This is a genomic window from Ruegeria sp. AL12 (assembly GCF_056540885.1).
The window spans coordinates 36,842-60,692 of record NZ_JBQFXN010000012.1 but is presented as its reverse complement, the minus strand read 5'-3'; the positions used below and the strand labels follow the sequence as shown (position 1 = coordinate 60,692).

Genomic DNA, 23,851 nt, shown 5'->3' with positions numbered 1-23,851 from the left:
CTGCGGTCAGCGTGGTCTTGCCGTGGTCAACGTGGCCAATCGTGCCGATGTTGACGTGCGGTTTTGTACGCTCAAACTTTTCCTTTGCCATGATGGCCTCCTTTTTCGGTAATGAAGGGAGCGTGATACCCACGCTCCCTCAAATCTTCGCTTATGCGTATTTCGCCTGGATCTCGTCCGAGATGTTCTGCGGAACCGGATCGTAGTGGTCGAACTGCATGGTGAACTGGGCACGGCCCGACGACATCGAACGCAGGGTGTTGATGTAGCCGAACATGTTCGCCAGCGGAACGAACGCGTCGATCGCAATTGCGTTGCCGCGCGGTTCCTGACCAGACACCTGGCCACGACGCGAGGTCAGGTCACCGATGATACCGCCGGTGTATTCTTCCGGGGTGATCACTTCGACCTTCATGATCGGTTCCAGCAGCTTCGCGCCAGCTTTGCGCATGCCTTCACGCATACACATACGGGCTGCGATTTCGAACGCCAGAACGCTCGAGTCAACGTCGTGGAACTTACCGTCCAGCAGGGCAACCTTGAAGTCGATCACGGGGAAGCCAGCCAGAGGGCCGCTGTCCATGACAGACTGGATGCCTTTTTCGACACCCGGGATGTATTCCTTCGGAACAGCACCACCAACGATGCGGCTTTCGAACGAATAACCTTCGCCCGGCTCGGTCGGAGTGATCTCAAGCTTGACCTCGGCGAACTGACCCGAACCACCAGACTGTTTCTTGTGGGTGTAGGTGTGCTCGACCGGCATCGAGATGGTTTCACGATAGGCCACCTGCGGCGCACCGATGTTGGCCTCGACCTTGAACTCGCGCTTCAGGCGGTCAACCAGGATGTCCAGGTGAAGTTCGCCCATGCCCTTCATGATGGTCTGACCCGATTCCAGGTCGGTTTCCACGCGGAAGGACGGGTCTTCGGCGGCCAGACGGGCCAGACCCTGAGACATCTTTTCCTGGTCGCCCTTGGTTTTGGGCTCGACCGCGATCTCGATCACCGGATCGGGGAAGGTCATGGTTTCCAGAACCACCGGATCCTTCGCGTCACACAGGGTGTCACCGGTGGTGGTGTCTTTCAGACCCGCCAGCGCGATGATGTCGCCTGCAAACGCTTCTTCGATCTCTTCCCGGTTGTTCGAGTGCATCATCATCATACGACCGATGCGCTCTTTCTTGCCTTTGGTCGAGTTCAGGATCGAGTCACCCTTGTTCAGCACGCCCGAATAAATCCGGGTGAAGGTCAGCGAACCGACGAAGGGGTCGTTCATGATTTTGAACGCCAGACCCGAGAACGCCATGTTGTCGTCAGCACGACGGGCGATGTCCCGAACTTCGTCCTCATCACCGGGTTTGAAGCCCATGTAATCGACAACGTCCAGCGGGCTGGGCAGATAGTCGATCACAGCGTTGAGCAGCGGCTGAACGCCTTTGTTCTTGAACGCAGAACCACCCAGCACCGGAACGAACGCGATTTCCAGTGTGCCCTTGCGCAGCAGTTTACGCAGGGTCGGAACGTCGGGCTCATTGCCTTCCAGGTATTCCATCATCGCGTCGTCGTCCATTTCGACGGCCGCTTCGATCATCTTGCCGCGCCATTCTTCAGCCATGTCTTTCAGGCTGTCGCGGATCGGAGCTTTGATCCAGCTTGCGCCCAGGTCTTCACCCTGCCACAGCCATTCTTCCATGGTGACCAGGTCGATCAGACCTTCCAGCTCGGATTCGGCGCCGATCGGGATACCAACCGGAACAGCACGTGCGCCGGTGCGGTCTTCGATCATGCGAACGCAGTTGAAGAAATCTGCGCCGATCTTGTCCATCTTGTTGACGAAAACCATACGCGGAACCTTGTAGCGGTCAGCCTGACGCCACACGGTTTCGGTCTGGGGCTCAACACCGGCGTTTGCGTCCAGAACGCAGACGGCACCGTCGAGAACCGCCAGCGAGCGTTCGACTTCGATGGTGAAGTCAACGTGGCCGGGGGTGTCGATGATGTTCAGGCGGTGCTTGGGGGTATCGGCGGTTTTACCGTCCTCGGTGCGTTCCCAGAACGTGGTGGTCGCAGCCGAAGTGATGGTGATGCCGCGTTCCTGCTCCTGCTCCATCCAGTCCATGGTGGCGGCGCCATCGTGCACCTCACCAATGTTGTGGGATTTACCAGTATAATACAGGATGCGTTCCGAGCAGGTCGTCTTGCCTGCATCGATGTGCGCCATGATACCGAAGTTACGGTATAGTTCGAGCGGATATTCGCGTGCCATTTGGATAAGCCTCTAGAATTACCAGCGGTAATGGCTAAAGGCTTTGTTCGCCTCGGCCATCTTGTGGGTGTCTTCGCGCTTCTTAACGGCAGTACCGCGGGACTGTACGGCGTCCAGCAGTTCGCCGGCGAGGCGTTCTTCCATGGTGTTTTCGTTGCGGCCGCGCGCAGCGGTGATCAGCCAGCGGATGGCCAGTGCTTCGCGGCGCTCGGGGCGCACTTCGACCGGAACCTGGTAGGTTGCACCACCAACCCGGCGCGAGCGAACCTCGACCGAAGGTTTGATGTTGTCGAGCGCTTCGTGGAACACTTCGACCGGAGCGCGCTTTACCTTGCTCTCAACGCGGTCAAATGCGTTGTAGACGATGCGCTCTGCGACCGACTTCTTGCCGTCGATCATCAGGTTGTTCATGAATTTGGTCAGTACCTTGTCGCCGAATTTGGCGTCAGGCAGGACTTCGCGTTTTTCGGCGGCGTGACGACGTGACATATCAGCCTCTCCTTCTTACTTGGGACGCTTCGCGCCGTATTTCGAACGACGTTGCTTACGGTCTTTGACGCCCTGAGTATCCAGAACACCGCGCAGGATGTGGTAACGCACACCGGGAAGGTCTTTCACACGGCCGCCACGGATCAGAACAACCGAGTGTTCCTGCAGGTTGTGGCTTTCACCGGGGATGTACGAGATGACCTCGAACCCGTTGGTCAGGCGCACCTTGGCAACCTTACGCATCGCCGAGTTCGGCTTTTTGGGCGTTGTGGTATAGACACGTGTGCAGACACCGCGCTTCTGCGGGCACTGCTCCAGGTGCATGGACTTCGAGCGTTTGACTTTGGGCTGCCGCGGCTTGCGGATCAGCTGTTGAATAGTTGGCATTCCGGTTCTTTCCCCGTTTTGCAACACACATGACATGCACGCGCGTTGCGTGCGGCTAAATTCGCTGCACTTATGCGTCCACAAGCGCAAAACCCACGAGCGTTCCCATTCCGAGGTGAACGTCGCGGTTGGTTCTCAGAGGGCGCGAACTATAAAATTGTCCGGGCCTTGACCAGTTCATTACTGGAATCGGCTACGGGGCGGCCCCCGGCACCGAGATGACGCGCGTAATAGGGGGAGTCGGCCCAAGTGTCAACAGCACGATACCGGCGCCCAGGCGCGCGCGTTGAATGCAGCCTGTAGGTTTGCCATTCCTGCGCGCCGCTGTCCCGGTTGCGGCTGTACCGCGGCAAGGGCATAGTCGGGTCGAATATCTGCTGATGGATTACAGATGCAAGTGATTGGCCTTTGCCGATTTTCCTATCCCGCAACCGGCGGTTTTCGGCTGAACCGGGATACGATCGAAGAACAACGGCAATTTCTGTATGCCCCCGACCGGCTGGAAGAACGCTTTCGTCTTTTCGAGGTGATCACCCTGCCCGGTTTTCGCACCCAGACCGATGAGACGTTCGAGTTGTATGTTTTGACCGGGACATGCCTGCCTCGGATCCATGCGGACCGGCTGCGCGACCTGACCGCCGGGATCAAACAGATCCGTATCATTGCAAAAGAACCAGGGGATCATAAGCAGATTGTACGAGAGGTGCTCAACACCGCCCGCGCGGACCCGCATCAGCCCTGCCTACAGTTTCGGCATGATGACGATGACGCCGTTTCCGTTGATTTCATAGAACGCCTCCGCGCTGCTGTTGTCGAAAACACCGGGCTGATGCAGCAGAGCGAGTCCGTCGGTGTAGATTTCAATCAAGGGTACATCGCCCGGCGCGAGGCCCGCGGAATTCGGGCCGCTCGGGTCTATCGATCGCTGCTGGGCGTTGGCCTGGGCATGTATGTTCAAGCCGGCAGCAGGCGGACGATCTTTGACCGGCTGCACAACAGGCTCGCCCGGTTCATGCCTGTGGTCAGCTATCCGGACACGCCCATGTGGGTAAGGATGCTGCACGATTTCAACGACTCGGACCACGCGCGCAAAGATACCAGCGAGTTGTCGCCTTTCACGCCAGAACAGGCAGAAGACTTGCGGGTACGGTTCTCGATCGACCCTGACGCATTCGAGGCCAGATATGCGGCGCGCTGAGAAAATGCAGGTCATCGGCCTTTGCCGGTTTTCCTATCCCGCAATTGGTGGCTTTCAGACAACGCACGAAAGTGTCGAAGAAAGACGGCAATTCCTGTACCAGCACGACAGGTTGGAAGAACGGTTTCGCCTGTTCGAGACGGTCGCCCTGCCCGGTTTTAAAAAACAGTCCGACGAAGATTTCCAACTGGTGATCGTGGTCGGCGACTGCCTGCCCAAGCCGGCATTTGACCGCCTCAACGATCTGACCGGTGGGCTGAAACAGGTGCGCATAGTCGCGAAACCTCCGGGGCGGCACAGAAAAATCATGCAGGATGTCCTGAATTCGGCGCGGAACGATTCCGATCAACCCTGCCTTCAGTTTCGCCACGACGATGATGATGCAGTGGCCGTGGATTTTGTCGAGCGGTTTCGAGGCTGTGTCAGGGAATGCGTTGGCTTGTTCGAAAGGCACGCGATGGTCGCCGTTGACTTCAACTGCGGTTATCTGGCCCGCGCCAGTTCCGAGGGGATACGGGCCACGCGTGTGCATCGCCCGTTGATCACTGCCGGTCTGGGAATGTACGTGCAAGGCGGGCAGCAGAAATCGATCATGAATTTTGCCCATAACAGGATCAACCGCGCGATGCCCGTTGTGACCCGACCCGATAGTCCTATGTGGGTACGGGGATTGAACCGGTTCAATGACTCACCGCGAACCAGAAACACGGATGTCGCGCTCAACCCTCTTACCCGGCAGCAGGAGCTCGAGTTTCAAACCCGTTTCGCCATTGATCCGGACATGGTCAGACGGCGTCACGCCAAACCCTGACGCTTACGTGCCCGGAACAAGGTGAACAGACCGGCACCCACGATCAGGACAGCACCCAGCATCGTCAGGCTGTCAGGCCATTCGTCAAACACGACCCAACCCAACCCGAGCGCCCAGATCAGGCTGGAATATCTGAACGGTGCAACGAATCCGACATCTCCCTGCCGCATGACCATGACGCTGAACAAATAGCCAAGCAACACAAACACGGCCGCCGCCGCGACCAGAGAACCCGCCGTTACCGAAACCGCAACCCATCCTTCGAAAACCGAAGCTATTGCCGCAGCCCCCGCTATGGAAACCGAGGTGGCAAGGGTAACCAGCATTGACGGCACGTCGGCTGACATGCGTCGTGTGATGAGGTCCCGAACTGTAATCGAAACCACTGCAACCAGCGCATAGATGGAATACACGCTGAACCCCTCTGGCCCGGGTCTTACGATCAGCAGCATTCCGACGAAACCCACGGCGATTGCCAAAGCGCGTCGCCAACCAACCTGTTCGGAAAAAACCAGAGCAGCACCCAATGTTACTGTAAGAGGCAATGCCTGAAGAATGGCCGTAACATTGGCAAGCGGCATGTTCTTCAGCGCCGTCAGGAAAAAGAATGTCGCCGCAAGCTCTGCAAGGCAGCGCAGTGCAACCAGCCACTTGTCATGGCGCGAAAAATTCAGATGCAACGTGCCCAGTGACCGGGCAAGCACATAGATCAGAAATACTGCCAGAAACCCGCGCATGGCCACCAACTGAAACAATGGCAGATCCTGCAAGGCAACCTTCACCAGCGTATCGTTCAGGGTAAAGGCAGCCATGCTGCCCATCATCAGCAAAGCGCCTTTGGTGTTTGGAGTCATGCTGCTTCGGGCTCCGGGGCTATTGATCGCCCCGCATTGGCCGCCGAGACGGGCTGGATGTCAACAACGCACAAGGGGTGCAGAGATCATCAACCGAATGGAAGGATGGTCCCGAACAGGTTCAGGCTGGAAGGCTCTGTCGTGTCTTTTACAAACTCTACCCAGTCTTCCCCGTATACAAGTTCGAAAAACACAGGATATTTCCACACGAAATTATGAAAGGAAAAGGTCGTCACCAACGCACCAACCGTGAGCGCCCCGGCGAACTCTCGCAGTTTACCTTTCAGAAACAGCATAACCATGATGCAGGCCCCGCCTGCGAGGCCGAGGCTTACGAAATCCTGCGTTCCTACCTTGCCGGGCACCGGAATGCCAACCGATTGGTATTGAATCAGGCGGGACAGGAAGACCGCAAAAACACCCAGTAAAAAAGCCCCCAGAAACGCAGCGGGATACCCCAGACGTTGCCAGATACTCTCGGTTCGAGGCATAGGCGACTTGAGTGTGTTTTCTGCCGAACGCTTTTTGATCCGCGCCACCCGGTCCTCGAAAGAGTTGCTTTTGGTGTCCATTGTTCAGCTCAAAATAATCCGAAAACACAGTACAGCGCTAAACCACCGATTGCAGAACCACAAGCCTGATGAAATCGCGTCAAAGGCTGTGCTCTGTCACTACGGTTCACAATTGCGTACCAGGAGAGGCGACAAAAAAAGGCCCCACGAAATCGCAGGGCCTTTTTTGGTTCTGAATGACGTGGTTTATTCGCGGCTTTCCGGTGTTTCGACCAGAACGTCCAGCTCATCCCCGACCATATCATCATCCATGATCGGCGCGGCCAGGGCGGCGGCGGCCTCGGCCTCTTCCCGGCGGGCTTCGATGACCACGTTGTCACGCGACTGCGCGATGTGGCGGACGGCCTGAGTGGCCCCACCGGTACCGGCGGGAATCAGACGACCAACGATGACGTTCTCTTTCAGGCCAACCAGCTTGTCTTTCTTGCCCTGAACCGAAGCTTCGGTCAGCACGCGTGTGGTTTCCTGGAAAGACGCCGCCGAGATGAACGAGCGCGTCTGCAACGAGGCCTTGGTGATCCCCAGCAGGATCGGCTCACCCTGAGCAGGGCGACCACCGCGGGCGATGGTCTTCTCGTTGGCCGCGTCGAACTCCTGCTTGTCGACATGTTCGCCCTTCAGCAGGGTGGTGTCGCCCGAATCCAGGATCTCCCACTTCTGCAGCATCTGGCGCACGATGACCTCGATGTGCTTGTCGTTGATCTTCACGCCCTGCAGACGATACACGTCCTGCACCTCGTCGATCATGTAATCGGCCAGCGCTTCGACACCCATGATGGACAGGATGTCATGCGGCGCAGGGTTACCGTCCATCAGGTATTCACCCTTCTGGATGAAGTCCCCTTCGGCGACCGGGATGTGCTTGCCCTTGGGCACCATGTACTCGATGGTCTCCATGGACTCGTCAGCCGGCTCGATGCTGATGCGGCGCTTGTTCTTGTAGTCGCGGCCAAAGCGCACATAACCATCGGCCTCGGCGATGATCGCGTGATCCTTGGGACGGCGCGCTTCGAACAGTTCGGCCACACGCGGCAGACCACCGGTGATGTCCTTGGTCTTGGCACCTTCGCGCGGGATACGCGCGACGACGTCACCGGCTTCGACCTTCTGACCGTCTTCGACCGACAGGATCGCATCCACCGACATCGGATAGTGAACCGGGTTGCCCGCATCGTTGCGGACCGGCTCGCCATCTTCGCCAACCAGAATGATCTCGGGCTTGAGGTCGCTGCCTTTGGGGGCGGCGCGCCAGTCGATCACGATCTTCTGCGTCATACCGGTTGCTTCGTCGGTCTCGTCGCGGACAGCGAGGCCCGAAACCAGATCGACATATTTCGCAGTACCGGCTTTCTCGGCGATGATCGGCAAGGTGTACGGGTCCCACTCGAACAGCTTGTCGCCACGGGCCACCTTGGTGCCGTCCTTGACGAACAGCTTGGAGCCGTAGCCCAGCTTGTGGCTGGCACGCTCTTCGCCGTGTTCGTCCTTGATCACCAGCTTCATGTTCCGGCCCATGACCAGGCTTTCGCCGGCTGCGTTGACCAGAATCTGCGGGTTCTCGAAGGAAACGATACCTTCCTGGCTGGCTTCTTGGAACGACTGCTGACCACCTTGCGCAACACCACCGATGTGGAAGGTCCGCATGGTCAGCTGTGTACCGGGTTCACCGATCGACTGAGCCGCGATGATGCCGACAGCTTCACCTGTGTTCACCATCGTACCGCGTGCAAGGTCACGACCATAGCAGGTCGCACAGACGCCTTCCTCGGACTCACAGGTCAGAGGCGAGCGGATGCGCATCGACTGAACGCCGGCTTCGTCGATGGTATCGGCCATACGTTCGTCGATCAGCTGACCGGCTGCGACGATCACCTCATCGGTGCCCGGACGCAGAACATCGTCAGCGGCTACACGGCCCAACACGCGCTCGGCCAGCGAGGCGACAACCTCACCGTCGTTCACGGCTGCTTCGGCTGTGATCGCACGCTCGGTGCCGCAGTCGATCTCACGAACGATACAGTCTTGCGCCACGTCCACCAGACGACGGGTCAAGTAACCCGAGTTCGCCGTCTTCAGAGCGGTATCCGACAGACCCTTACGGGCACCGTGGGTCGAGTTGAAGTACTCGAGAACGGTCAGACCTTCCTTGAAGTTCGAGATGATCGGCGTCTCGATGATGTCACCGTTCGGTTTGGCCATCAGGCCCCGCATACCGCCCAGCTGTTTCATCTGAGTGACCGAGCCACGCGCACCCGAGTGGGCCATCATGTAGACCGAGTTCGGCTCCATGTCCGACCCGTCTTCGGCCTTGGCAACGTCCGAGATCGTGCTCATCATTGCCTCGGTCACGCGGTCGTTACACTTCGACCAAGCATCGACAACCTTGTTGTACTTTTCGCCCTGAGTGATCAGGCCGTCCATGTACTGCTGTTCAAAGTCTTTCACCTGGCTGCGGGTGTCATCGACGATGCTCCACTTGTCCTTCGGAATGACCATGTCATCCTTGCCGAACGAGATGCCCGCCTTGAACGCTTCCTTGAAGCCCATCGACATGATCTGGTCACAGAAGATCACCGACTCTTTCTGACCGCAGTAACGGTAGACGGTGTCGATCACCTGCTGCACTTCTTTCTTCCGCAGCAGACGGTTGACCAGATCGAACGGCGCCTTGTTGTTCATCGGCAGCAACGCACCCAAACGCAGACGGCCCGGAGTGGTTTCATAGCGCTTCTGAACTTCGTTGCCTTCCTCGTCGATCTGCGTGATCCGGGCAGTGATTTTCGAGTGCAGATGCACCTCGCCCGCATCCAGCGCGTGCTGAACTTCTTCGATCGATCCAAAGACCTTGCCTTCGCCCGGCATGCCTTCGCGTTCCAGGGTCACATAGTACAGACCCAGGATCATATCCTGCGACGGAACGATGATCGGCGCACCGTTTGCAGGCGACAGAACGTTGTTCGTCGACATCATCAGAACACGGGCTTCCAGCTGGGCCTCAAGGCTCAGCGGGACGTGCACAGCCATCTGGTCACCGTCGAAGTCGGCGTTAAAGGCCGAACAGACCAGCGGGTGCAGCTGGATGGCTTTGCCTTCGATCAGGACCGGCTCGAACGCCTGAATGCCCAAACGGTGCAGCGTCGGCGCACGGTTCAGCATGACAGGGTGTTCGCGGATCACCTCGTCGAGGATATCCCACACTTCGGGACGCTCTTTCTCGACCAGTTTCTTCGCCTGTTTCACGGTCGAAGACAGGCCCTTGGCTTCAAGGCGCGAGTAGATGAATGGCTTGAACAGCTCCAGCGCCATCTTCTTGGGCAGACCACACTGGTGCAGCTTGAGTTCCGGACCGGTCACGATGACCGAACGGCCCGAGAAGTCGACGCGTTTCCCCAGAAGGTTCTGACGGAAGCGACCCTGCTTGCCTTTCAGCATGTCAGACAGCGATTTCAGCGGACGCTTGTTGGCACCGGTGATCACGCGGCCACGACGGCCGTTGTCGAACAAGGCGTCCACGGATTCCTGCAACATCCGCTTTTCGTTGCGGACGATGATGTCAGGCGCACGCAGTTCGATCAGACGCTTCAGACGGTTGTTCCGGTTGATGACGCGGCGATACAGATCGTTCAGATCCGAAGTCGCGAAACGGCCACCATCCAGCGGAACCAGCGGGCGCAGTTCCGGCGGAATGACCGGGATCACGGTCATAACCATCCATTCGGGCCGGTTGCCCGACTCGAGGAAGGCTTCAACAACCTTCAGACGCTTGATGATCTTCTTGGGCTTCAGTTCGCCGGTCGCTTCGGCCAGATCAGCGCGCAGCTGCTCGGCTTCGGCTTCCAGATCGATCTGGGCCAGCATCTCACGGATGGCTTCGGCACCGATATTGGCGGTGAACGCGTCCATGCCATAGGCATCCTGCGCGTCCATGTACTCTTCTTCGGTCAGCATCTGGCCATAGGTCAGGTCGGTCAGACCGGGCTCGATGACGACATAGTTTTCAAAGTACAGAACGCGTTCCAGATCGCGCAGCGTCATGTCCAGCATCAGACCGATGCGGGACGGCAGCGATTTCAGGAACCAGATATGTGCGACGGGCGCGGCGAGTTCGATGTGGCCCATACGCTCGCGGCGGACTTTTTGCAGGGTGACTTCCACACCGCATTTCTCGCAGACAACGCCGCGATACTTCATCCGCTTATATTTGCCGCACAGGCATTCGTAGTCTTTGATCGGGCCAAAGATACGCGCGCAGAACAGACCGTCGCGTTCAGGCTTGAACGTCCGGTAGTTGATGGTTTCGGGTTTCTTGATCTCGCCATAGGACCAAGACAGGATCCGCTCGGGCGACGCCAGCGAGACCTTGATCTCGTCGAAAACCTTCGGGGGCGTCAGCGGGTTGAACGGGTTGTTGGTGATTTCCTGGTTCATTTGTTACCTCAAATCTTGCGGAAGGGGGGACGGGAGAAAGGGCAGCGCCCTTACTCCTCAACCTCCGCATCCAGGAGTTCCATATTCAGGCCGAGGCCACGGACTTCTTTAACCAGAACGTTGAACGATTCCGGTACGCCCGCTTCAAAGTTATCCTCGCCCTTGACGATCGACTCATAGACCTTGGTCCGGCCGGCGACGTCATCCGATTTAACGGTGAGCATCTCCTGCAAGGTGTAGGCGGCGCCGTAAGCTTCCAGAGCCCAGACTTCCATCTCACCAAAGCGCTGACCACCGAACTGCGCCTTACCACCCAGCGGCTGCTGAGTAACCAGGCTGTACGGCCCGGTCGAACGCGCGTGGATTTTGTCGTCCACCAGGTGGTGCAGTTTCAGCAGGTACTTGATGCCCACGGTCACCGGACGCGCGAATTGCTCACCGGTACGACCGTCGAACAGGATCGACTGACCGCTTTCCGAGAAGCCCGCGCGTACCAGCGCGTCGTTGACGTCAGCCTCTTTGGCGCCGTCAAAGACCGGGGTTGCGATCGGAACACCGCGGGTGACGTTGCTGGCCGCTTCGATCAGCTGGTCCTCGTCCATGCCGCTGATGCCCTCTTCATAGACATCCTCGCCATAGGCGTGTTTCATCGCGTCACGTACCGGCGTCAGATCGCCCGAACGGCGGTATTCCTGTAGCGCCTCATCGATGTTCAGGCCCAGACCGCGTGCGGCCCAACCCATATGGGTTTCAAGGATCTGACCGACGTTCATACGCGACGGCACGCCCAGCGGGTTCAGACAGAAGTCGACCGGCGTACCATCGGCCAGGAACGGCATGTCTTCCATCGGAACAACCTTGGAAATCACACCTTTGTTCCCGTGACGACCAGCCATCTTGTCGCCCGGCTGCAACTTGCGCTTCACGGCGATGAAGACTTTGACCATCTTCATCACACCCGGCGGCAGATCGTCGCCACGACGGACTTTCTCGACCTTGTCCTCGAAACGGGCGTCCAGAGCGCGCTTTTGCACTTCGTACTGCTCGTTCAGAGCTTCGACGATCTGTGCATCCTGCTCGTCTTCCAGCGCCAGCTGCCACCACTGACCACGGGTCAGGGTTTCCAGCAGCTCCTCGGTGATCACCGACCCTGCCTTGACGCCTTTCGGGCCTTTGACAGCGGTTTTGCCCAGGATCAGACCTTGCAGACGCGCATAGATGTTGCGGTCAAGGATCGCCAGCTCATCGTCCCGGTCACGGGCCAGACGTTCGACTTCCTCACGCTCGATCTGCAGCGCACGCTCGTCTTTCTCGACACCGTGACGGTTGAACACGCGGACTTCAACGACCGTACCGTAGTCGCCCGGCTTCACGCGCAGCGAAGTGTCGCGCACGTCAGATGCTTTTTCACCAAAGATGGCGCGCAGCAGCTTTTCTTCCGGGGTCATCGGGCTTTCGCCCTTCGGAGTGATCTTGCCGACCAGAATATCGCCCGGCTCAACATCCGCGCCGATGTAAACAATGCCAGCCTCGTCGAGGTTGCGCAGCGCTTCTTCACCGACATTCGGGATGTCGCGGGTGATCTCTTCCGGGCCCAGCTTGGTGTCACGGGCGGCGACTTCAAACTCTTCGATATGGACCGAGGTAAAGACGTCGTCACGCGCGATACGTTCCGAGATCAGGATCGAGTCTTCGTAGTTGTAACCGTTCCACGGCATGAACGCGACGACCACGTTCTTACCAAGGGCCAGTTCACCCATATCGGTCGACGGACCATCAGCGATGACCTCGCCCTTCTGGACGGTGTCACCCACCTTGATCAGCGGACGCTGGTTGATGCAGGTATTCTGGTTCGAACGCTGGAATTTGCGCAGACGATAGATGTCAACGCCAGCGTCGCCCAGTTCCAAATCCTCGGTGGCGCGGATCACGATACGCTGGGCATCGACCTGGTCGATGATACCGGCGCGTTTCGCCTGGATCGCAGCACCCGAGTCGATCGCTACCTTTTCCTCGATGCCGGTACCGACCAGCGGCGCCTCGGCCCGCAGCAGTGGAACCGCCTGACGTTGCATGTTCGAGCCCATCAGAGCGCGGTTGGCGTCGTCATTTTCAAGGAACGGGATCAGCGATGCAGCAACCGAGACCAGCTGTTTCGGCGACACGTCGATCAGGTCCACATTCTCGCGCGGGGCAAGCGTGTAGTCACCAGCCTGACGGGTCGAAACCAGATCGTTGATGAACTTGCCATCCGTATCCAACGTCGCGTTGGCCTGCGCCACGGTGTGACGCATTTCCTCGGTCGCGGACATGTAGTGGACCTCGTCGGTCACCTGCCCGTCTTTTACGACGCGATAAGGTGTTTCGATGAAGCCGTACTTGTTCACGCGGGCAAAGGTGGCCAGCGAGTTGATCAGACCGATGTTCGGACCTTCGGGCGTTTCGATCGGGCACATCCGGCCATAGTGGGTCGGGTGAACGTCGCGCACCTCAAAGCCCGCACGTTCACGTGTCAGACCACCGGGGCCAAGCGCCGAAAGACGGCGTTTGTGGGTAACCTCGGACAGCGGGTTGGTCTGGTCCATGAACTGCGACAGCTGCGAGCTGCCGAAGAATTCACGAACTGCGGCCGCCGCCGGTTTCGCGTTGATCAGGTCCTGCGGCATGACGGTGTCGATCTCGACCGACGACATACGCTCTTTGATGGCACGCTCCATGCGCAGAAGGCCGACGCGGTACTGGTTTTCCATCAGTTCGCCGACCGAACGCACACGACGGTTGCCGAGGTGGTCGATATCGTCCACATCGCCTTTGCCGTCGCGCAGTTCCACCAGCGCCTTGATGCAGGCCACGATGTCTTCGCGGCGCAGGGTACGCAGGGTGTCCGGCGCATCCAGTGCCAGACGCATGTTCATCTTCACGCGGCCAACAGCGGACAGGTCATACCGCTCGCTGTCGAAGAACAACGTGTCGAACAGAGCCGACGCGGCCTCGACGGTGGGCGGCTCACCCGGACGCATGACGCGGTAGATGTCCATCAGCGCGCTTTCACGGTTCAGGTTCTTGTCCTGAGCCATGGTGTTGCGCATGTATGGGCCGACATTGACGTTGTCGATGTCCAGAACCGGGATGTCGGTGATACCCGCGTCGATCAGTTCCTTGACGGTACCGCCGATCAGGTCGCCATCCTTATCGTATTCCAGGGTCAGCTCATCACCGGCTTCGACATAGATCGCGCCGGTTTCTTCGTTGATGATGTCCTTGGCGACAAACTTGCCGACGATGTGATCAAACGGAACCAGCAGATCAGTGACGGTGCCTTCGTCGATCAGCTTCTTGACCGCGCGCGGGGTAACTTTCTTGCCCGCTTCGGCAATCACTTCACCGGATTTAGCGTCAACCAGATCATAGGTCGGGCGGGTGCCGCGCACGCGCTCGGGGAAGAACGGTGTGACCCAACCCTTGTTCTTGTCCAGCTTGTAGGACACGGTATTGTAATACGCGTCCATGATAGCTTCCTGATCCAGACCCAGCGCATAGAGCAGGGTTGTCACCGGCAGTTTGCGGCGACGGTCGATCCGGGCGAACACGATGTCCTTGGCATCGAACTCGAAGTCCAGCCAGCTGCCGCGATACGGGATGATGCGGCAGGCAAACAGCAGCTTGCCCGAGGAATGAGTCTTGCCCTTGTCGTGGTCAAAGAACACGCCGGGCGAACGATGCATCTGGGATACGATCACACGCTCGGTCCCGTTCACGACAAAAGTGCCGTTCGGCGTCATCAAAGGCATATCGCCCATGAAGACATCCTGTTCCTTTATGTCCTTTACCGATTTTGCGCCGGTGTCCTCATCGACATCAAAAACGATCAAACGCAGTGTTACCTTCAGCGGCGCGCTGTAGGTCATGTCGCGTTGCATACATTCTTCGACGTCGTATTTGGGCTTTTCCAGATCGTATTTCACGAATTCCAGAACGGAGGTTTCGTTGAAATCCTTGATCGGGAAAACCGACTGGAACACGCCCTTGATGCCTTCGCCGTCGGTGGGCTGCTCTGCATCGCCGGAGCGCAGGAAAAGATCATAAGAAGATTTCTGTACCTCAATAAGGTTCGGCATTTCCAGCACTTCGCGGATTTTGCCGTAATATTTACGAAGACGTTTCTGGCCAAGGAACGTTTGAGCCATGTCAGATGTCACCTTTCGATGTTCTCAGCGGGCAAAGACACCGTCGGGCCCCGGCATCTTGCACAATCGAGACAACACGTCCGGATCAATTCATGGCCACCGTCCCGAAGGCGGCCTCCCGATCCGAAAACCGTGTCTTAGAAAACGCCTCGCGTCTTGAGGCCCTTTCTAAGACAGGTTCGGCTGGACCCGGATTTCTCCGGACCCAGCCAAATTTTTCGGCACATCAGCGATGCACCTGAGGATAAGCTTAGGCCAGTTCGACTTCGGCGCCAGCTGCTTCCAGCTTGGCTTTGACGTCTTCTGCTTCTGCTTTGTCCACGCCTTCTTTGATCTTGCCGCCGGCTTCGACCAGTTCCTTGGCTTCTTTCAGGCCCAGGCCGGTGATGCCGCGAACTTCTTTGATGACGTTGATTTTCGATGCGCCGGCGTTCTTCAGAACGACGTCGAATTCGGTTTTTTCTTCCTCGGCTGCGCCGCCGGCGTCGCCAGCTGCACCTGCGACCATTACGGCGCCACCAGCTGCGGGCTCGATGCCGTATTCGTCTTTGAGGATGGTTTTCAGTTCTTGTGCTTCCAGCAGGGTCAGACCCACGATGCTTTCTGCGAGTGCTTTCAGATCAGCCATTTTATCAGCTCTTTCCGTTTACAGTGTGTGTTCCAACGTCAGGGCACATGCCCCACGCAGATCATTCAGTGCCAACCGCTTACGCAGCTTCCGCCTTCTCTTCGATGGTGGAAAGGATGCTTGCGATATTGCTTGCAGGTGCGCCAATCGCGCCGGCGATGTTCGAAGCAGGTGCGCCAATGCAGCCAACGATCGAAGCAATAAGCTCCTCGCGAGACGGCATTTTCGAAACAGCTTCGACGCCTTTGCGGTCCAGAGCGTTCTCGCCCATTGCACCGCCAAGGATTTCGAACTTTTTGTTCTCCTTGGCGAAGTCCTCGGCCACCTTGGCTGCTGCCACGGGGTCCTCGGAATAGGTCAGAACGGTCATCCCTGTCAGCAGGTCGGCCATGTTTGCACACGGCTTACCCTCAAGGGCGATTTTGGCGAGCCTGTTTTTGGCAACACGCACGGAACCGCCCGCTTCGCGTGCACGCGCGCGCAGGTCCTGCATCTCGGCAACTGTCAGACCGGCGTAGTGGGCAACCACTACGACGCCAGAGCTTTCGAAGATTTGGCCGAGTTCCTCGACCACTTTCTCTTTCTGGGCTCTATCCACAGTTCTCTCCAAGTTAGGGGCGAAATCTCACCCCGGCTCATATTTGCCGCAGCTTTCGCTCCGGCGTTCAGGTCCTTGTTACGGGATTGGCCAAAATGCGCCCGAGGGTGGGACCCCCAGAATTCTTTGGTCTTACCCGTCTCAGGCAGGGAATTAAGGGACCGAATGGACCCACCCACCGTCTTGGACGAAACGAAACAAAGCGCACGACGAATCGCACGCTTTGTTCCGCAGGTCTTCTTAGGGCAGATGGAGGGGGTTTCCAAGGGGTAAATTGCACCCAATTCAGATCATACAGCACCCAAATTCCAAGGGCATGTTTTCAGAACTTTCCGTTGTCGTTTTTCCATTCCTCGCGCGGCGGAACCGCTTCGATGGTGCTCCAATGTTCGACGATCTGATCAGCGTCCCAACGATACAAATCATAAAAGCTGGAATGCACCCCATTTCTTTCCCCTTCACACATGCAAAGGACGAAATTTCCCTCTGCCAAAACCCGATGCAAATGCTTGTAGACAAATTTTGTCCCGCTTTCGCTTGTTCCTTCCAACACGTTCTTGAGCGCTACGATTCCGTCGGCCATGTCCGGATTGTGCTGTTTTAGATCCTCTGCAACAAAGTCCGCCAATCTGTCAAACCTGCGCTTTATCAGAACGTCTGTTACAAACATGCTGCTAGCGGCCCGGTTTTCTTCCGTCTTCTCCAGGTCCGTTACTTCGGTGTGACCATCCAGCATTCCACGCCCAGAAAGGTTTGGACCGCGCAAGGGCTGAATGTTGTCCCAATGCTCTACGGCTTTGCCATCTTCGAACCGAAACACCTCGAACGCGGCGCGCAGGCTACTGAAATCGTACTCAATATGCGCAAAGGCAAAGTCGCCATCCTCGAAAACCCTTTTAAATGTAACCTTGGGTGAGGTTTTGGACAGCCTTGCGAACAGGTCGGCAATACCTTCGCTGCCTTCGTGAGTTTGAGGGTTGTGCTGGATGTACTTCTCTTCATTCACAACCGCTGCCGCCATGGCGTCACCGGTCTCCAAACCCTTAAGAAATCTTTGGAGGAGTTCGCGCTTAGTTTCCATAGCCATGGTCCGTTCGATTCCTAGAACTGAAATGCATGCGATTTATCTTCGCACCGAACCCGGCAAAATGAAAATCCCGGGCAGTTTGCACCACCCGGGATCAATTCTTTTCATCAGATTTGTCTGACTTACTCGCCCGAGGCCTCTGCTACATCAACGGTCACACCGGGGCCCATGGTCGAGCTCAGCGCGATTTTCTTCATGTAGGTGCCTTTGGCGCCCGACGGTTTCGCCTTGGCAACAGCTGAGACAAACGCGCGGACGTTTTCAGCCAGTTTGGCTTCGTCGAACGACGCTTTGCCAACACCGGCATGCACAACGCCGCCTTTTTCCGCCTTGAACTGAACTTCACCGCCCTTGGCTGCTTCCACGGCCGCTTTCACGTCCATAGTCACGGTGCCAACTTTGGGGTTCGGCATCAGGTTGCGAGGACCCAGAACTTTACCCAGACGACCGACAATCGGCATCATGTCCGGGGTCGCGATGCAGCGATCAAATTCGATGGTGCCGCCCTGAATGGTTTCCATCAGGTCTTCTGCACCGACGATATCGGCGCCTGCTTCTTTTGCTTCGTCTGCCTTGGGGCCACGAGCGAACACAGCAACGCGCATCGCTTTGCCGGTGCCGTTCGGCAGGCCGACAACACCGCGAACCATTTGGTCTGCGTGACGGGTGTCAACGCCCAGGTTCATCGCGATTTCGATGGTCTCGTCGAATTTCGCGGTTGCGTTGGCTTTGACCAGGGCAACTGCCTCATCAACCGACAGGTTTTCCTTGCCGACGACGGCTTCGCGCGCAGCGCGGGTACGTTTACCGAGTTTTGCCATCTTACTTCACCTCGATGCCCATGGAGCGGGCCGAGCCCAGGATGATCTGCATTGCGCCTTCGATGTCGTTGGCGTTCAGATCTTTCATTTTGGCTTCGGCGATTTCGCGAACCTGCTTCGAGGTCACGGTTGCCACGGTCTCACGACCTGGGTTTTCCGCGCCGCGGGGACGGTTACGCTTGCCAACCGGCTTCAGACCAGCTGCTTTTTTCAGGTAATAAGACGCGGGCGGCGTCTTGATGTCCATTGTGAAGGACTTGTCCTGATAATAGGTGATCACGGTCGGGCACGGAGCGCCGGGCTCCATGTCTGCTGTCTTGGCGTTGAACGCCTTGCAGAATTCCATGATGTTGATGCCGCGCTGACCCAGCGCAGGACCAACTGGCGGCGACGGGTTCGCCTGACCTGCAGGAACCTGCAGTTTCATTGTACCAGCAAGCTTCTTGGCCATTTGGTTTTCCTTTCAACTTGGGTGAAACGCGTCTCACCCAGATTATGTTGCGTGGTCCGGTCCAGGATCGCGACCCCGGCAACCTCCCACGAGAGAATCTCGCCCGAAGACGATAGAGGCGGCGTTTACATGGGATCAGGAGAGATGACAAGTGGTTGGCGCACCATTCGGGTTGTACCGAATCAAACCCTGAGAGGATTCTTGCTGCCTGCGTGATTAAACGCGAATGTCCGCGCGGTTTCAAATTCCTCTAACAATCTGCAAAGACATGTAAAACCGCCAGTTTGCAGCCAATCGAACGCGACATTGGCGCTTGCTTCGCCATAACGCAGATGACCGTGCTATACTCCTTAAAAATTGTGATTATTGGTGGAGGTTAATTATGATACTTCGTTTAGCTTTAACTCTTGGCATCGCCTTTTCTCTTGCTGCTGCCATCCCTCAAACGGCACGGGCCGACGCTGGAGAGTTTCTTGGTGGTGCGGTCGTCGGCGGGATCGTTGGTTACGCAATCGGCAAGGACCAACAAAAGAAAAAATCTCAGAGAACAACTTCATCGAACCGCACCTATCGGTCAGGTATTCCATCGACCACGCAAGGCGCGCAAACTCAGACCGCGCTCAATTACTTCGGGTACAATGCAGGAAGGGTCGATGGTCAGGTCGGTCGTGGCACCCGGTCCGCAATCGAACGCTATCAGGCCTCGATGGGTTATCCTGTAAACGGCTACGATTTTCAGCCGTATCAGTATGACTTTCTGATGCAAGCCTACTATTGGGCCACAAGCGGTGGACAGGCGGCCACTCAACTTGCGGGCCAACCGCTTCTAATGGCGTATCGCCGTCAGGTGCAAACGGGATCCGCTTTGGCTACTGCCCCTCAGGCTCCGGCACAAAACGCCCCGGCACAACCTGTTCCGGTTGCGACACCGCAAGAACCTGAGCCCGAGACAACCGAAACAACGTCTGCCAGCCTACCGAGCCTGTTTTCCGGCGGCACCGGAGGCCCGTCGCTGGCCAATCGCTGTAGCGGGGTCATGCTGCAAACATCTACCAATGGCGGCTATACGACCCTGGCGAACATGTCCGATCCCGACTTTGCGCTCAGCGAACAGTTCTGTCTTGCCCGCAGCTACGCGATGGCGCGCGGTGAAGATCTGATTCAGGATATCCAGGGGCTCACGCCGGATCAGGTGAGTGCCCAATGCGACTCGTATGGTGAAATGGTGGCGCCTCAGGTTGATGCCCTGTCGATCAACTCGAAAACCGAGGCTGAAACCCAGATGCGCAAGCTGGCGCTGGACTCGGGCCTCAGCCCCCAAGATCTTGCCGCAACAAGCAAGGTCTGCCTTGCGATTGGCTATCGTCAGGACAACATGGATGCCGCGCTTGGGTCTGCCCTGATGCTGGTCGCAATGGGTGAGCCCGCCTATGGCGAGCTGATTGGCCACCATCTGCGCGAAGGCTTCGGTGTGCAGAAACGTCGCGATCTTGCGATGCAGTGGTATGACGCAAGCCTGTCGGCACTGGACGCCGGATCGCAGGCTGTGTTCCTGCCTTCCCAGACCGACCGCCCGCAACTCTTGCGCGCGGCCATGGTTCAGGCGCAATAGGTCGATACGTTTTCAGCGAATACCCAAACAAAAAACGCCGCGTTGCCCTTGGCATCGCGGCGTTTCAATTCTCGAGAAACATTTCCTCAGCTTTGCTTGGTGACCTGCGTGAAATCCAGCTCGACCGGAGTTTCCCGGCCGAAGATCGAAACCGAAACCTTCAGCTTCTGGTTCTCGTCGTCCACACCTTCGACCATACCGTCGAAATCTTCGAACGGGCCGTCGTTGACTTTGACCTTCTCGCCGACCTCGAAGCTGATCATCAGCTTGGGTGCTTCTTCACCTTCCTGAACACGGTTCAGGATCTGATTCACTTCGGCGTCGCGCATCGGCATCGGGCGGCCTTGCGGGCCCAGGAAACCAGTGACGCGGTTGATCGAGTTGATCAGGTGATACCCCTGATCCGACATTTCCATATGCACCAGAACGTAACCAGGCATAAAGCGGCGTTCGGTCGTGACCTTCTTGCCCCGGCGCACTTCGATCACCTCTTCGGTGGGCACCAGAACTTCGTCGATATCGTCCTCAAGGCCCTGTTCAGCCACCGACGTGCGGATCTGTTCTGCGATCTTCTTTTCGAAATTCGAAAGAACGCTGACCGAGTACCACCGTTTCGCCATGAACCTGTCGTCCTTGTTTGTCTTCGGGGCATCAAGCGTACCGGACACACCCGTCATTAAAATCTTGTCACACCATCCGGAATAAAAAGCGGCGCGCAGCCCGAATCGCCACACGCCCATTCCGAATAGTACCGCGTCACCTACTCTGACATTGCCCGCAGCGCAAGGGGGCAGAGACGTTTCAGCGCGCTGATCCCGTCTAGCTGAAAGCACCCAGGATCAGTTGAAGACCACCCCGAATACCCAAATCGACCAAAGCGAAAAATACAGCCGTCAGCGCCGCCATGATGAAGACCATTACCGTGGTCAACAGCACCTCGCGCCGGGTCGGCCAGACGACCTTGGAGACTTCGGCACGGACTTGCTGAATGAACTGGATCGGATTGGTGGTGGCCATTTGGCGTGTTCTCTCTGCTAGCGGATGGGCCGGACATAGCCGGGCATTGCGGCAATTTCAAGGGCAGTTGGTTCAACTCTGCCTCTATGGGGCATTCGTTCAGGGTTTGGGTTTGTCATCCCATTCGTCGCTCAGGATCCGGCGCGCATCACCTTCGGGGTCTTCGTACTGGTTCGTACGAACGGTATATACGAAGGCAGCCAGACCAACGCCCCCCAGGAACAGGGAAATCGGGATCAGATAAGCAAGCACTTCCATTCAGGTTACCTCAGCCGCAGGGCGTTCAGGGACACGGTAATGGACGAGGTCGACATCGCCAGGGCCGCGATCAGCGGTGTCGCCAATCCGATCACGGCCAGAGGAACGGCGATCACGTTGTAAACGGTTGCGATCTGGAAGTTTTCGCGAATGCGTCTGGTGGCTTTGACGGCCGTGTCACACGCATCCGCAATGGGCGAAAGATCATTGCCCAACAGCACGATATCCGACGCGACCCGCGCCGCATCCAGCGCAGAGGCCGGAGAGATCGACACATGCGCCCCGGCCAAAGCGGCGGTATCGTTCAGCCCGTCGCCAACCATCAGAACTTTGTGGCCTTCATCGCTGAGATCCTGAATGCGTCTTGCCTTGTCCTGCGGCAAAGCCTCGGCGATCCAATCCGTGATTCCCAGTTTTTCGGCCAAGGCGCGCACCGCCCCCTGCGAATCCCCTGAAATCAAAAGTACACGTTTGCCCGAGGCACGCAGGGCATCCACCGCCTCAGCGGCGCCCGGGCGCAACGCGTCCGAGAATCGGAAGGCCACGGGTGCGTCCTCGCCGATTGCAAGCCAGGCCGAAGTATCGGTGCCCTGATCCGCGCCGACCCAGGCCGCCCGCCCCAGACGAACACGTTGACCACGGAATTCGCCCTCGGTGCCATAGCCGGGAACCTCGGCTATTCCCCGCACATTTGCTGGTTTGATCCCTGCCGCGCGCGCCGCTTTTGCCAGTGATACGGACAAGGGATGTGCAGAAGCCTCGGCCAGCGCCAGAGCGACCTCGACCTTGGCGCGTGCATGGTCTGCCAGATTGACCAGTTCCGGCGCGCCGGATGTCAGCGTGCCTGTCTTGTCGAATACAACCGTGTCGGCTTCGGACAGCCGCTCCAGTGCCGTGGCGTGCTTGATCAGCATTCCCTTGCGGAACAACCGGCCCGACGCGGCCGTGGTTACCGCTGGCACGGCCAGACCCAACGCACAGGGGCAGGTAATAATCAGAACAGCCGCCGCGATATTCAGCGCCGTGCGCAAGTCACCGGAATAGATATACCACCCAACAAAGCTGAGCACCGACAGAATGTGAACGCCGGGCGCATACAGCTTGGCGGCCTTGTCGGCCAACGAGGTGTACCGGGACCGGCCAGACTCGGCAATGGCGACCAGATCAGCCATACGATGGAGCGACGTGTCTTCACCCACCGCCGTTGCCCGGATTGTCAACGGACCCGTCAGGTTGACTTCACCCGCGCTCACAGCCTGCCCGGCCTCGGCAAAGACTGGCACCGTCTCACCCGTCAGAAGGGATCGATCCAGTTCGGACTGACCCGACACGATCTGGCCGTCCACGGGCATGCGCCCACCCGGTCGCACAAGGATCAGATCACCGACGCGCAACTCGGCAACGGGAACTTCATCTTCAACCCCATCGGCGACACGAATGGCGCGGGGAACTTCCAACGCGGTCAATTCCTCGGCCGCAGATCGCGCCGCGGCACGGGTGCGGTAGTCCAGATACCGTCCGGCCAGCAGAAAGAAGGTCAATGTCAGGGCTGCGTCGAAATAGGCATGTTCACCGCTCAACGCGGTTTCCCACAGCGACGTGACCAGCGCCAACAGGATCGCCAGTACAATCGGCACATCCATATTCAGCCGTCGCACGCGCAGGGCGCTCCAGGCATTGGCAAAGAACGGCTGGGCCGAGAACGCAATGGCCGGCAGCGCAATGGCCGCTGAAATCCAGTGGAACATGTCCCGCGTTGCATCCGTCGCACCGGACCAGACCGACACCGACAGCAACATCACGTTCATGGATGCAAACCCGGCCACGGCCAGCCGCATCAAAAGATCACGCCCGGCCTTGTCCGTCTGCGTTGCGGACAAAGCCCCCGGATCAAGCTCATGTGCTTCGAATCCTGCCTGTTCAAGCACCGGGATCAGATCGCTTGCACGCGTTTCCGGCGTGGCTTTGATCATCGCGCGTTTGAGCGTCAGGTTCACCCGGGCGTCTTCGACGCCGGGATGCGCGTTCAGCTCACGCTCGACCGTCGCGATACAGGCCGAGCAATGAATGCCCGGCAGCGACAAAGCGATCTGCACATCCTCCGGTATGGGCCGGGCCGGTTCGGCCGGGGCCGCAAGGCAGCCCGGACAGGCTGCTGTGCCGGATGAAAGCTGAGCCGTCATG

20 protein-coding genes are annotated in these 23,851 nt (G+C 58.0%); 3 read left to right on the top strand and 17 right to left on the bottom strand.

Annotated features, from left to right (window positions below):
• The 4 genes from ACR0C6_RS19605 to rpsL all read right to left on the bottom strand — a co-directional run.
• On the bottom strand, positions 1 to 91 hold a 91-nt coding region (locus tag ACR0C6_RS19605; RefSeq protein ID WP_215675807.1), incomplete at its 3' end, for a GTP-binding protein.
• A gap of 60 nt (positions 92 to 151) precedes the next feature.
• The gene (fusA, locus tag ACR0C6_RS19600) at positions 152 to 2,269 is read right to left on the bottom strand and encodes an elongation factor G (RefSeq protein WP_152459172.1); all 2,118 of its coding nucleotides are present in this window, start codon (positions 2,267 to 2,269) and stop codon (positions 152 to 154) included.
• Between the two features lie 18 nt (positions 2,270 to 2,287).
• A complete protein-coding gene (gene rpsG, locus ACR0C6_RS19595; protein WP_480486579.1) occupies positions 2,288 to 2,758 on the bottom strand; it encodes a 30S ribosomal protein S7 in 471 nt (156 codons plus the stop codon).
• Between the two features lie 15 nt (positions 2,759 to 2,773).
• Positions 2,774 to 3,145, bottom strand: coding sequence for a 30S ribosomal protein S12 (gene rpsL / locus ACR0C6_RS19590; protein ID WP_005621086.1), 372 nt, complete (start codon positions 3,143 to 3,145; stop codon positions 2,774 to 2,776).
• Positions 3,146 to 3,536: 391 nt separating this feature from the next.
• Here rpsL and ACR0C6_RS19585 point away from each other — a divergent pair, with 391 nt between their 5' ends.
• Positions 3,537 to 4,343 carry a putative rhamnosyl transferase gene (locus ACR0C6_RS19585; RefSeq protein WP_480447624.1) on the top strand — a complete coding sequence of 269 codons (807 nt, stop codon included), beginning with the start codon at positions 3,537 to 3,539 and terminating at the stop codon, positions 4,341 to 4,343.
• Between the two features lie 4 nt (positions 4,344 to 4,347).
• Complete coding sequence (locus ACR0C6_RS19580) at positions 4,348 to 5,154, top strand: putative rhamnosyl transferase (RefSeq protein WP_480620751.1); 807 nt, start codon at positions 4,348 to 4,350, stop codon at positions 5,152 to 5,154.
• On the opposite strand, the gene ACR0C6_RS19575 is transcribed toward ACR0C6_RS19580, so the two are convergent.
• From ACR0C6_RS19575 to rplK, 9 genes are all read right to left on the bottom strand, one after another.
• On the bottom strand, positions 5,139 to 6,008 hold the full coding sequence (locus tag ACR0C6_RS19575; protein WP_480620749.1) for a DMT family transporter: 870 nt from the start codon (positions 6,006 to 6,008) through the stop codon (positions 5,139 to 5,141). The two genes, ACR0C6_RS19580 and ACR0C6_RS19575, sit on opposite strands and share 16 nt — an antisense overlap.
• An 89-nt stretch (positions 6,009 to 6,097) precedes the next feature.
• Entirely contained in the window at positions 6,098 to 6,580 is a 483-nt protein-coding gene (locus tag ACR0C6_RS19570; protein WP_480620747.1) for a hypothetical protein, read from the bottom strand.
• A 186-nt stretch (positions 6,581 to 6,766) separates the two neighbouring features.
• Complete coding sequence (gene rpoC / locus ACR0C6_RS19565; protein WP_480620745.1) at positions 6,767 to 11,008, bottom strand: DNA-directed RNA polymerase subunit beta'; 4,242 nt, start codon at positions 11,006 to 11,008, stop codon at positions 6,767 to 6,769.
• Between the two features lie 50 nt (positions 11,009 to 11,058).
• Positions 11,059 to 15,195, bottom strand: a complete 4,137-nt coding sequence (gene rpoB, locus ACR0C6_RS19560) for a DNA-directed RNA polymerase subunit beta (protein WP_171230644.1) — start codon at positions 15,193 to 15,195, stop codon at positions 11,059 to 11,061.
• Between the two features lie 250 nt (positions 15,196 to 15,445).
• Complete coding sequence (gene rplL / locus ACR0C6_RS19555) at positions 15,446 to 15,823, bottom strand: 50S ribosomal protein L7/L12 (RefSeq protein ID WP_152459178.1); 378 nt, start codon at positions 15,821 to 15,823, stop codon at positions 15,446 to 15,448.
• Between the two features lie 79 nt (positions 15,824 to 15,902).
• Positions 15,903 to 16,421, bottom strand: a complete 519-nt coding sequence (gene rplJ, locus ACR0C6_RS19550) for a 50S ribosomal protein L10 (RefSeq protein WP_152459179.1) — start codon at positions 16,419 to 16,421, stop codon at positions 15,903 to 15,905.
• Positions 16,422 to 16,743: 322 nt separating this feature from the next.
• Positions 16,744 to 17,502: a nuclear transport factor 2 family protein gene (locus ACR0C6_RS19545; protein WP_480459147.1), complete on the bottom strand. Its 759-nt coding sequence runs from the start codon at positions 17,500 to 17,502 to the stop codon at positions 16,744 to 16,746.
• A 128-nt stretch (positions 17,503 to 17,630) separates the two neighbouring features.
• The gene (rplA, locus tag ACR0C6_RS19540; protein WP_152459180.1) at positions 17,631 to 18,329 is read right to left on the bottom strand and encodes a 50S ribosomal protein L1; all 699 of its coding nucleotides are present in this window, start codon (positions 18,327 to 18,329) and stop codon (positions 17,631 to 17,633) included.
• Position 18,330: 1 nt separating this feature from the next.
• Positions 18,331 to 18,780 carry a 50S ribosomal protein L11 gene (gene rplK / locus ACR0C6_RS19535; RefSeq protein ID WP_152459181.1) on the bottom strand — a complete coding sequence of 150 codons (450 nt, stop codon included), beginning with the start codon at positions 18,778 to 18,780 and terminating at the stop codon, positions 18,331 to 18,333.
• A 382-nt stretch (positions 18,781 to 19,162) separates the two neighbouring features.
• Between rplK and ACR0C6_RS19530 the strand changes: the two genes are divergently transcribed.
• Positions 19,163 to 20,392 (top strand): peptidoglycan-binding domain-containing protein, encoded by a 1,230-nt coding sequence (locus tag ACR0C6_RS19530; protein ID WP_480447620.1) that lies wholly within the window; start codon positions 19,163 to 19,165, stop codon positions 20,390 to 20,392.
• An 86-nt stretch (positions 20,393 to 20,478) separates the two neighbouring features.
• Here the strand turns inward: ACR0C6_RS19530 and nusG are convergent, their stop codons facing one another.
• The 4 genes from nusG to ACR0C6_RS19510 all read right to left on the bottom strand — a co-directional run bounded on the left by nusG (position 20,479) and on the right by ACR0C6_RS19510 (position 23,850).
• Complete coding sequence (nusG, locus tag ACR0C6_RS19525) at positions 20,479 to 21,012, bottom strand: transcription termination/antitermination protein NusG (protein ID WP_152459924.1); 534 nt, start codon at positions 21,010 to 21,012, stop codon at positions 20,479 to 20,481.
• A gap of 199 nt (positions 21,013 to 21,211) precedes the next feature.
• Positions 21,212 to 21,409 (bottom strand): preprotein translocase subunit SecE, encoded by a 198-nt coding sequence (secE, locus tag ACR0C6_RS19520; protein ID WP_050605011.1) that lies wholly within the window; start codon positions 21,407 to 21,409, stop codon positions 21,212 to 21,214.
• Between the two features lie 99 nt (positions 21,410 to 21,508).
• A complete protein-coding gene (gene ccoS / locus ACR0C6_RS19515; RefSeq protein WP_152459183.1) occupies positions 21,509 to 21,667 on the bottom strand; it encodes a cbb3-type cytochrome oxidase assembly protein CcoS in 159 nt (52 codons plus the stop codon).
• A 5-nt stretch (positions 21,668 to 21,672) separates the two neighbouring features.
• A complete protein-coding gene (locus ACR0C6_RS19510) occupies positions 21,673 to 23,850 on the bottom strand; it encodes a heavy metal translocating P-type ATPase (protein WP_480620742.1) in 2,178 nt (725 codons plus the stop codon).
• Position 23,851: the final 1 nt, after the last annotated feature.